The 10,280-nt window shown below is 61.8% G+C and carries 8 protein-coding genes and 1 pseudogene; 4 read left to right on the top strand and 5 right to left on the bottom strand.

The features are described 5' to 3' along the window. Nucleotides 1–85 precede the first annotated feature (85 nt). Together ACYSM9_RS21395 and ACYSM9_RS21390 are read right to left on the bottom strand one after the other, a co-directional pair. Entirely contained in the window at nt 86–856 is a 771-nt protein-coding gene (locus ACYSM9_RS21395) for an SDR family NAD(P)-dependent oxidoreductase (protein WP_461858960.1), read from the bottom strand. 25 nt (nt 857–881) lie between these two features. Then, the gene (locus tag ACYSM9_RS21390; RefSeq protein ID WP_461858959.1) at nt 882–1,733 is read right to left on the bottom strand and encodes a sugar phosphate isomerase/epimerase family protein; all 852 of its coding nucleotides are present in this window, start codon (nt 1,731–1,733) and stop codon (nt 882–884) included. A 134-nt stretch (nt 1,734–1,867) separates the two neighbouring features. Here ACYSM9_RS21390 and ACYSM9_RS21385 point away from each other — a divergent pair, with 134 nt between their 5' ends. Beyond that, nucleotides 1,868–2,809, top strand: a complete 942-nt coding sequence (locus ACYSM9_RS21385) for a LysR family transcriptional regulator (protein ID WP_461858958.1) — start codon at nt 1,868–1,870, stop codon at nt 2,807–2,809. A 23-nt stretch (nt 2,810–2,832) separates the two neighbouring features. On the opposite strand, the gene ACYSM9_RS21380 is transcribed toward ACYSM9_RS21385, so the two are convergent. Next, the gene (locus ACYSM9_RS21380) at nt 2,833–3,627 is read right to left on the bottom strand and encodes an IclR family transcriptional regulator (RefSeq protein ID WP_461858957.1); all 795 of its coding nucleotides are present in this window, start codon (nt 3,625–3,627) and stop codon (nt 2,833–2,835) included. Nucleotides 3,628–3,818: 191 nt separating this feature from the next. Here ACYSM9_RS21380 and ACYSM9_RS21375 point away from each other — a divergent pair, with 191 nt between their 5' ends. The 3 genes from ACYSM9_RS21375 to ACYSM9_RS21365 all read left to right on the top strand — a co-directional run bounded on the left by ACYSM9_RS21375 (nt 3,819) and on the right by ACYSM9_RS21365 (nt 7,743). Then, the gene (locus ACYSM9_RS21375; protein WP_461858956.1) at nt 3,819–5,174 is read left to right on the top strand and encodes an MFS transporter; all 1,356 of its coding nucleotides are present in this window, start codon (nt 3,819–3,821) and stop codon (nt 5,172–5,174) included. Continuing rightward, nucleotides 5,171–6,787 (top strand): FAD-dependent oxidoreductase, encoded by a 1,617-nt coding sequence (locus ACYSM9_RS21370; RefSeq protein WP_461858955.1) that lies wholly within the window; start codon nt 5,171–5,173, stop codon nt 6,785–6,787. Before ACYSM9_RS21375 ends, ACYSM9_RS21370 begins: the two co-directional genes overlap by 4 nt. 110 nt (nt 6,788–6,897) lie before the next feature. After that, complete coding sequence (locus tag ACYSM9_RS21365) at nt 6,898–7,743, top strand: shikimate dehydrogenase family protein (protein WP_461858954.1); 846 nt, start codon at nt 6,898–6,900, stop codon at nt 7,741–7,743. Between the two features lie 904 nt (nt 7,744–8,647). Here ACYSM9_RS21365 and ACYSM9_RS21360 read toward each other — a convergent pair. Together ACYSM9_RS21360 and ACYSM9_RS21355 are read right to left on the bottom strand one after the other, a co-directional pair. Continuing rightward, on the bottom strand, nt 8,648–9,394 hold the full coding sequence (locus ACYSM9_RS21360; RefSeq protein WP_461858953.1) for an ATP-binding protein: 747 nt from the start codon (nt 9,392–9,394) through the stop codon (nt 8,648–8,650). Then, a pseudogene (locus tag ACYSM9_RS21355) lies at nt 9,391–10,215 on the bottom strand (Mu transposase domain-containing protein); the annotation flags it as partial. The gene ACYSM9_RS21360 and the pseudogene ACYSM9_RS21355, both read right to left, overlap by 4 nt. Nucleotides 10,216–10,280: the final 65 nt, after the last annotated feature.

Below are 10,280 nucleotides of genomic sequence, written 5' to 3'. Positions count from 1 at the left end.
CGCAGAATCCCAGGATCCCGCTACTTCAGGTGTCCACCAACAGAGGCTAACCCCATCGCTGATGTGATCGGTTTTGGCGTGTTGGTTAGGGTGCGGCGGCGAGTTGCGCGCCGCCGCAGACGTGGAGAACTTCTCCGGTGATGAATGAGGCCTTGTTGCTGGCTAGGAAGTCCACGGCGTTGACGATGTCTTCGGCAACGGCGAGGCGGCCGAGGACGGACATTTTCATATGCCGTTCGGTGAATGCGGCGAATTCTGCCTCGCTTCGTCCGCCGCGGGTGAAGGGTGTTTCGATCATGCTGGGGGCGACGGCATTCACTGTGACACCGAGGGAGCCGAGCTCCACGGCGAGGGACCGGGTGAGTCCGACGACGCCGGCTTTTGAGGTTACGTAGGCTGGAGGGCCGCCGGCGAGCCAAGTGCGGGACGTGATGTTCACGATGCGTCCGTTCCGGCTGTGGCGCCAGATCGGCAGCGCTGCTTGGCAGATGGTCATGGGTGCCCGGAGGTTGACGGCCATGGAAAGGTCCCATTGTTCCGGGACTGTATGTTCCAGACTGGTTTTGGGGTTATAGGCGGCGTTGTTGATGAGACGGTCCAGGCGGCCGAAACGCTGCCCGATCTGGTCCATCGCCTCGCGGATGGCGTCGTCGTCGGCGAGGTCGACGGCGATGGCCTCGACCGTCGCGCCTGTTTCACCGGATAGGCTGGCGGCCTTGTCGGAGGCGGCGGCAGCATTGGCGTCCAGGATGAGTACGGTGTCCCCGTTTTCGGCGAAGCGGCGGGCGATCGCTGCTCCAAGGGCGCCTGCGCCGCCGGTGACGAGTGCGACGGGAGTGGGGTGGGGCGAATCCATGTGTCCTTCTAGGTGTGTTGGTGGTTCAGGCGGGTTGGGGGGAGGGGATGGAGAAGGCCGGTTTGCCGCGGAGGTAAGCTGCGTTGAAGGCGGTTTTGTCCTTGTCGGGCCGTGTGGTGCTGAAATCTTCCACTGAGATCCAGCCGCTGTAACCGGACGCCTTCAGAAGGGCGAGTACTCTGTCGACGTCGACGATCCCTTCGTTGGTCGGTGTCCACCGGTGTTTCCAGGGGCCGCCGTCGGGGGAGGGAAAATAGGCTGCGTTTTTCAGATGGACGTGGCTCAGATGCCGTCCGAGGATCTGCAGTGCCATGTCGTGGTCCTCGTAACCTTCCACTACCAGGTTTCCCACGTCGTAGATGACGCCGACAGCTGTGTGTGGGAGGTGGCCCACCAGCTGTTGTGCCAGTGACGCGCTGGGGCAGATGGAACGTTGGTGGATTTCAATCTGGGCCTGGACGTGATGATGCTGGGCCAGGACCGCGACCTTGTTGAAGAAGTCGGTTGTTTCAGCAAATAGCTGATGGAACCCTTCCGGACCCATCCAGGGAGCACGCAAACGAATCGCGGGGACGTCATGGCGTTGGGCGATCAGCATGAGCCGGTCGACCTCGTCCAGGTCGCCTGGGTCGATGTACGGGGCAAGGGAAATGACTTCCAGCCCTGCTGCACGCGTCAAAGCACATATCTGGGCAATGTCAGTCTCGTCCGGCCGGATGGTGCAGCGGTTGTTGGTGATGAAGTCCGGCGTGCCGGCGCCGCCCACTTCAGGCGAAACCCGCCATTCGATTCCTAAATAGCGAGAGCTTGCTGCGGCATCGATGGCCTCTTCGGGTGACAGTTCAGGAAGGCAGGCGGAGTAGATACCCAGTTTCATGCTTCTCCTTGAAATAGGCGCCAACTTCCGGCGGTAATGGTTCTCTTTCCATCAATTAGAGGCTTGCGTCACATCCTTGTCCAAGGCTCATCGGGCAACCCCGTTATGCTTGAAATGTATAGGTGGAGGGTTTAATGGAACTTCGTCAGCTGCATTACTTCCTGGCTATTGCCGAGGAAGGTTCCATTAATCGGGCCGCTGAGCGGCTTCTCGTGTCGCAACCGTCGCTGAGCAGGCAGCTGCAGCTTCTGGAGCGCCAGCTCGGACATGAACTGATGATGCGGAACGCCAAGGGAGTGTCCCTTACACAGGCTGGTGAGGCATTACGTGATCATGCGCGTCGCATCGTGGCTCTGGAGGCGGCGACAGCAGACGTTCTTGCGGAGGGTCTTCCCGCCAAGGAGGTTGTTTCCCTGGGGGTGCCGCCGGGTACGTCGGCCGAATGGCTTGTGGGGCTGGTGCGTGAGTTGAAGGACGGAACCCCGGCTTGCGCACCAACCTTGATTGAGGCCTACAGCTCGGTCCAGTTGCGGATGCTTCGGGAGGGGCGGCAGGATCTGGCCATCGTGCACCAGCAGCCGCCGGATGATTACTCTTCGTGGAAGCTGCACCAGGAACCCTTCGGGTTGGCCGTACGGCCTGGTTCGGCACTGCAGAATGAGGACAATCTGACGGTGTCCTCCCTGAATGGAATGCGGGTTTTGATCCACTCCCGGGAGCAGGTGCCGACACAGCAGGAGGGAATTCTTCGCAGTGCCCTTGAGGCGGGTGTGCAGCCGAAATGGCAGTTTGCGCAGTTCGTCGAGCACGCCAGGGCCAGCGCTGAAGCCGCCGACGCCGACGGGGCCCTTATTAGCCAACTAACGGCTCAGCGCCAGCTCCCCGGGTGGCAGTGGAGGCCAATTCAGGGGCTCCCCCTCGAGATGACAATGTGGCTGGTGTCTCAACGGCAAACCAGAGCCGCCGTGAAGGCGGCGGCACAAACCATCGTTGCCTATGCGGCAGCGAATCACCCTGGGTTATCCCACGAGGGGACGCCAGGTATGGCTGAAGCCGACAGGAGGGATCGGGCGTAACCATTGCACAAGGGACAGACACCTTAGGTTGTTTGCGGGCCAGAGCCGCCCAGTAGGATGCTAAGATCCCTGGCCCCTTGAACGACGGCCTCGCCTAAACGGGGAATGTCTTCGACTGAGATGCGGTAGGCCGGGGCGGAGATTGCGACGGCGGCCGGGGCATCGCCTTGATGATCCTTCACTGACGCGGCCACCGAGATGTAGTCCAGGCTGGACTCGCGGTTATTGATCGCGTATCCCCGTTCGCGGACGCCGGCCAGATCGGCCCTGAGGGATTCTGCGGTGATCAGGGCGTTTGGCGTGGTGGCTGCCAGAGGGTTGTCCTGCAGCCACTGCTGCAATTCGGCCTCATTCATTGTGGCCAGCAATGCCTTGCCCACCGAGCTTGCATTGGCAGGCCGAACATCCCCGGCCCGGGTTGATACCCGCACCCCGGCCTGGGGCTGGTGCACGGCCAGGTAGACCACCCCGTGCGGTGAGAGCTGACCCAGCAGTGCCGCTTCTCCGACAGACGCCGCCAACCCACGAAGGACGGGTTCGGCCTCCCGGACGATATCTACCGCTTCCAGCGCGACGGCGCCCAGTTGTACCAGCCGAAGGCTTAACGAGTACAAGTGGGTCGCCGGGTTTTGCCGGACCAATCCGGCCTGGGCGAGTTGAACGAGGAGCCGTCGGACCGTACTGGAGGGCAGTGATGCCAGGGCTGCTATTTCGCCCAGGCTGAGTTCGGGTTTTCCCGCGCCGAACGAGAACAGGACGGAAGCGGCGCGCTCGATAACGGCGCTCCGCTCAGCAGAACCGGCTTCATTGGGTGGCATGTACCTATGCTTTCGGCGGCTGAAGGCTCCTGTCAATCCGCGCCAGCATTCGCACTTGACGATCCAATGTCATGGGAGTCACACTGGAGGTACCATTGGATGGAATGCATTCCATCTAGTGGAACGGCTCGTTTTCAATGGGCCGTTCTGGACAGCTAAAAGAAAGCAAGCAGATGACTGAATCCGCGCCAATGACCAGCCGCGGCACCCGGGCGCAGCCCACTGATGTGCGCAAGGCGGTAACTGCGAGTGTCGTAGGCACCGTCCTTGAGTGGTATGACTTCTATATCTATGGGACTGCGGCGACGCTCGTTCTGGGCAAGCTGTTCTTCCCCGCCATGAATCCGACGGCTGCCACCCTCGCCGCTTTTGTAACCTATGGGATCGGTTTCTTCCTCAAGCCTGTCGGGGGAGTGATTCTGAGCAGGTTCGGGGACCGGTACGGGCGTAAGCGGGTCATGATCATCAGCCTGGTTGTCATGGGCCTGGCCACGGGCGGTGTTGGGCTGCTTCCCACTTACGCCCAGATCGGCGTCGGCGCTCCACTTCTGCTCGTTCTGCTCCGCCTGCTGCAGAGCATCGGAGCCGGCGCCGAGTATGGCAGCGCCATCACCATGGTCGCCGAATTTTCCTCCAACCGCCGTCGCGGGCTTCTCGCGAGCCTCCCCGCCCTGGGCGTATCTCTGGGAATTCTGCTCGGGACAGGGATTTTTGCGCTGCTGTCACTGCTGCCTCAGGAAGCCTTCCAGTCCTGGGGCTGGCGGGTGCCGTTCATTCTGGGCCTGTCATTGGTGGGCGTGGGCCTGTACATGCGGCTGCGTGTGCCCGAAACACCGGAATTCGCCGAACTCACGGCAGCAAACAAGGTCGTCAAGGCGCCGATCAGGCAGCTTTGGAAAACTCAGCGGCGCAACCTGTTTATCGCTGCAGGGGCACGCTCGGCTGACGCAGTTGGTGGACAGCTGTACAACGTCTTCGCCATCACCTACTGCACCGAATTTCTGAAGCTGCCCGCCTATGTCGGCCTGACAGGGGTCATGGCCGCGAACTTTGTCGGCCTTGCCGTGATCCCCCTGACCGGCGTTCTGTGTGACCGATTCGGCCGCCGCCCTGTCTACCTCAGCGGGTTGGCTTTCCTCGCACTCTTTGCCTTCCCCTTCTTCTGGATGCTGGAGACACGGGAGTTCCCGCTCGTCGTTATCGCCCTGGTGCTGGCCTACGGCCTGGGCGTAAAGGTGATCCTCTCCACCTCCGGGGCGTACCTGGCAGAACTGTTCGATGCCAAGGTCCGCAACAGCGCCGTCACCTTGGCAAGGACCGCCTCGGACCCGATCGCCGGCGTCACGCCCTTGATCGCTACCGCCTTGCTGGCCGCCACGGCCTCATACTGGTCCGTCGGCGTCTTCCTGCTCGTCTTCCTGGCCATCGCCTTCCTCTGCGTGTACATCGGACCCGAAACCCGCCGGACCAGCGAGTTCCGCCTCGGAGAAGGGGTCCCTGCAGAAACAATTACCCGTACCACCGAGACCCAGGATCAGAAAAAGTGAAGCGAGTTGTCATTGTCGGTGGAGGCCTGGGAGGCGTAGCTGCTGCACTTGCAGCGGCCCGGTTGGGAGTTTCCAGCCTCATTATTTCGGAATGCGACTGGATCGGGGGCCAGATATCCAGCCAAGCCATCCCGCCGGATGAGCACCCATGGATCGAAATGACCGGCTGCACAGCCAGCTACCGCAGCTTTCGAAACCGGGTGAGGGACTTCTACCGCTCAAATTATCCGCTCACTGCGGCCGCACGGCGCAAAGAAGCTTTAAACCCAGGCCTTGGAAATATCGGCCCGCTCGCCCACGAACCTTTTGTCGCAGAAATGGTGCTCGAGCAGATGCTCGCGCCTTGGCGCAGCCGCGGGCTCGTTGAAATCCTTCGAGGATGGACAGCGACCGGAGCCGACGTCCAGGAAGACCGGGTCAGATCCGTCACCATCCGCAACGACGAGGGTGCAGAGCGGGACATCACCGGCGACTACTTCCTGGACGCCACAGACCTGGGAGACCTCGTTGCCGTTGCCGGCGTCGAGCACGTCATCGGTGCCGAGAGCCAAGCAGAGACCGGCGAGCTGCACGCCCTGCAGGGGCCCGCGGATCCACGGGACCAGCAAGCCATCACCTGGGCCATGGCCCTGCGGCTCTCCCCGCACACCGACAACGTCATCGACAAGCCCTCACAGTACGACCGCTGGCGCAACTACCAGCCTGACTTTTGGCCCGGACCGATGCTCGGATGGCAGGTCTCCGATTACGTCACGCATGAAAGCCGCTACCGGCCGCTCATGCTCAACGAGCCCGACAGCTCAGGCCTGTTCTACGACCTCTGGCACGCCCGGCGGGTGCTGGCCGCCGAACAAATGGATGGCGACTGGGAATCCGACACCACAATAGCCGCCTGGCCCATGATGGACTACTGGGAAATTCCACTACTTGGCGGGAACACCAATGACACCGTTAAAGCCCTGCAGGAAGCCAAAGAATTCACCCGCTCCTTCCTGTATTGGATGCAAACCGAGGCTCCCCGGCACGACGGAGGAACCGGCTACCCCGAACTCCGACCACACGGAGAAGCAACAGGAACATCGGACGGCCTCGCGAAAATGCCCTACATCCGGGAAGGCCGCAGAATTCAGGCTGACTTCACCGTGGTTGAAGAACACATCGGCGTGGCAGCACGACCAGGCAAGACAGGTGCCGAGCCATTCCGCGATTCAGTTGGAATTGGCGCCTACCGCATGGACCTGCACCCATCCAGCTCAGGACGGAACACCATCGACCTGGACTCCTGGCCATTCGAGATCCCTCTGGGCGCCCTCATCCCCGTAAGGCTGAACAACGTCATTCCCGCGGGGAAAACCATGGGAACAACCCACCTTACTAACGGGGCCTATCGCGTCCACCCCGTCGAATGGGCAACAGGAGAAGCTGCCGGCGCCCTGGCCGCCTACTGCCTCCAAAGCAAGACCACCCCTCGCGAGACCCGTGACCAGGATTTTCTACTCGAAGATTTCCAATCGGTCCTCTCCGCGAAACTCGACATCGACCTGCACTGGCCCGGGTTTGGAGCCCTGACACCTCTGCGCAGGTTCGGCTACATCCAAACCGCCAACAGTTAGCCCTGCACCTTCCCGTCATGGTCACCGCAAGGTGGCCGTAACGCCTTTCCGCAACCAATGTGTACAAAACCCGGGCCGGCTGGCCCGGCAATCCGAAAGGCCAGGAGCGAATGCCCGACTCGCCGCGTCGAATGTTTCTCGTCGGTTCTGAAGCCACCAAGGCCATGTCGCCGCCACTGTGGAACAAGGTCTTCGAACAGCTCCAGCACGACTGGATTTACGAAGGATGGGACGTACCCTCAAGCCACGACATGGACGAGGTCCGCCAACGGCTTCTTGACCCCGCCGTAGGGGCCGCAAACGTCACCATGCCTCACAAAAACTGGGCCGCGCATACAGCAGACAAAGCAACAACAGAAGTCACCCTCAGCGGGGCGGCCAACCTGCTCGTGCATCGGGACCGGAAGCTGGAGGCACACAACACCGACATAACAGCCTGCCAGGACCTGCTGCCTTCCGGTAACCGGACCCATGCCGTCTTCTTCGGTGCGGGCGGCGCAGCCCGAGCTGCCCTCGTGGCACTCCGCCACACGGTACAACTTCTCACGATTACCGATCGCGACCAAGCAGCTTCATCAGAACTTGCCGCCCTCGCCCGTACCCTGGGAATAGAAACCCAGATCTCCAACTGGGAGCAAGCACAAGAGCGTGCGGACCAAGCGTCAATCATCGTAAACGCAACCCCCATCGGCAAGACAGAAGACGACCCACCCGTCTGGGGAACCAGCAGGCTGCTTGAGGACGCATTCGTTTACGACTTCGTCTACGGAGGCCACGAAACAGCCACGATCAGCAGCGCAAGGAAACAAGGGCTAAAGTACGCCGACGGATGGGATCACCTCCGAGCACAGGCGCTGGCCATGATCCCCATCCTCGACTTTCCGGCACAAACGCGCCAAATACTGCCGACGGTCCTTGCGGCCCTCAAAGAAGCAGCTGCTACCGTCATCGCCTAAAAGCACCTGCTCATTGTTTCAGCTGCACCAAAGGTGACTGGGCGGCGCCTGCAGCTACGGCCGGTCCGTCACGTACGCTGCTCATCGTGGGCGCCATTCTGCCGTCCTCGTTTGGTGCGTGCCCCCGGAGGTCAAGAGCTGAATCGCGTCAGAATAATGCGGAACTCCGCTTTACGGACAGACGGCTCATGACGCTCTCAGATGTCATCCTGACAGTGGGAGGGAGGTGGATTCGGGATGCCACAGCTCGAGAATCTTCGAAATAGCCAGAAGAATCTGGATCTGACGAGGATGTGTCTGGCGCCGGGGGCCGGCATGGGACTTCTTGCGACCTTGCGAGCGTCCTAAAACAAGGCCCGCCTCGGTCGGCAGCTGAATCTTCCCTGGTCAGCAGGCCTCGACGTCAGGTTGGGGTGTACGTCTAGTTGACGGCTCCGAGGTGTAGTGATCAGTGTGCCAACGCATTCGGGGTTGGGGCGGCTGACTGCCTGCCCTGGCCTATCGAGATCCGGCGGAAGCCGTATCGGCGCAACTGTAAGAAAGTTGCCTCCCAACGGTAGGCGGTGGTGCGGTAGATGTGCCTGGAGAAGCTTATCGGTCTGTCGTTCCACGCATAGGCCGTGAAAGCTTGGACGAGCAGGGGCTGATCCTTGCCGGATTTTGATCAGGGGGAGAGGTCTTGATCCGCCGACTCGGCAGTGATTTCGCGTTTGGCGAGGTGGGCATGTCTGAGCTGACGGCCGAATTGAGAATGAATTTCCGTCGAATTTGGCGAGCAGGAGCCCCTTGCCGTGAGTATTTGAAGGCTTGGAGGCCAGTCGATATTGCGTTTCGGGGCCATTGATATTGCCGGTGGGGGCCAGCGTCCGTGGCTATGGGGGCCGCTGGCCCCCACCGGCGTTTCTCACTGCGTCATTGTGGCGTGTTCACGCATGTTGTGGTTGCCGGTATCTACCCAGATGGTGTAGTGCACGATGCGGTCCATGATCGCATCGGCGTGGACCCCCGAGCCGAGCCGCTGGTGCCAGTCCTTCTTGGCGTACTGGGTGCAGAACACGGTCGAAGCTGTGTCGTACCTGCGCTCGAGTAGCTCCAGCAGCATGCTGCGCATGCCCTCGTCGGGGTGGTCGAGAAGCCATTCGTCGATCACCAGCAGGGTGAAGGCCGCGTACTTCTTCAGGAACTTCGTGGCGCCCAATGGCTTATCCTTCGCCAGTGCCCAGGCTTCCTCGAGGTCGGGCATGCGGACGTAATGGGCCCGGATCCGGTGCAGACAGGCCTGCTTGGCCAGCGCGCACCCAAGGTAGGACTTCCCGGACCCGGTAAATCCTTGAAACACGACGTTCTGCTGCCGTTCGATGAACGAGCACGTGCCGAGCTGGGCGATCAGGCTCCGGTCCAGGCCGCGTTCGTCCACGAGGTCGAGCCGGCGCAGGTCCGCGCCCGGATAGCGTAGCCCGGCCCGTCGGATCAGTCCCTCGACCTTGGCGTGGTTGAACCCTGAGTGGGCCTCGTCGACGATCAGGCGGATTCGTTCCTCGAAGGCCATGCCAAGCACGAGCGTCTCATCCTGGGCCTCGAGTGCTTCGAGCATCGGGACGGCGCCCATCTCACGGAGCTTGCGTTTGGTTTCCGTATCGATCCCGCTCATTTGGCGCCACCTGCGTAGTACTCGGCGCCGCGCACGTAGCCACCGTGTTCGACTCGTTCATCCCGTGGTGGCCTGAACCCCGCGGCTTTGTCTTGCTCCGTGACCAGAATCGGCTGCAGATGCGCATACCGCGGGGATCTCACGTGGCCGGCCAACGCAAGCCGGCAGGCCGCCTCGAGCCGTTCGGCCGAGTAGCGCCGGGAAAGCCGCAACACGGCCAGTGCCGCGTCCAGGCCCTGCACGGCGACCGGAACGGACTCGAAGATCCGGTTGACTACCGTCACAGCTGCCGGGCCGATCCGTTCGGCCCATTCCCGCACCCGGGCCGGGTCCCATTGCCGGTACTTCTCGCCGGCAGGCAGGTCGGCATCGTTGGTGCGGTACTCGTTGGCCGCGCTCTCGGGCAGCAGCAGGTGGCTGGTCAGCCGTTAGGTGCCCCTGTAAGCCTGGAGCACCCGATCGGTGATCCGCAGGTCCACCGTGGTGCCGATGTTGGCAAAGGGCACGGAGTAGTAGTTCCTCTCCCAGACCACGTGCCCGTTCCGGCCCACCCGGCGCCCGTAGACCCACCTGCTGATCTCGTAAGCGGCTGCCGGCAATCCCGTCAGTAGTGGCTGCTCCTCAGCTGCGAACACGCTGGCCCTGGACCCTGGCCGTTTCTGGAATGGCTCCGCGTTATACGCAGCTACCCGGTCGATAATGGCGGCCCTGAGTTCCGGCAACGAGGTGAATTGCTGCTGGCGCAGCCCGGCGATGACCCAGGTAGCCGCGTGGGCGACTGTGTTCTCCACGCTGGCCTTGTCCTTGTTATCCCGAGTTCGGGATAAGAAGGATTATTCCGAGGATTCCGTTATCCCGGGTTGTTTACATTTTTCTTGTCCTGCCG

Source organism: Arthrobacter sp. C152 (assembly GCF_054890965.1).
The sequence above is the reverse complement of the archived record's forward strand: the minus strand, read 5'-3'. Positions and strand labels throughout refer to the sequence as shown.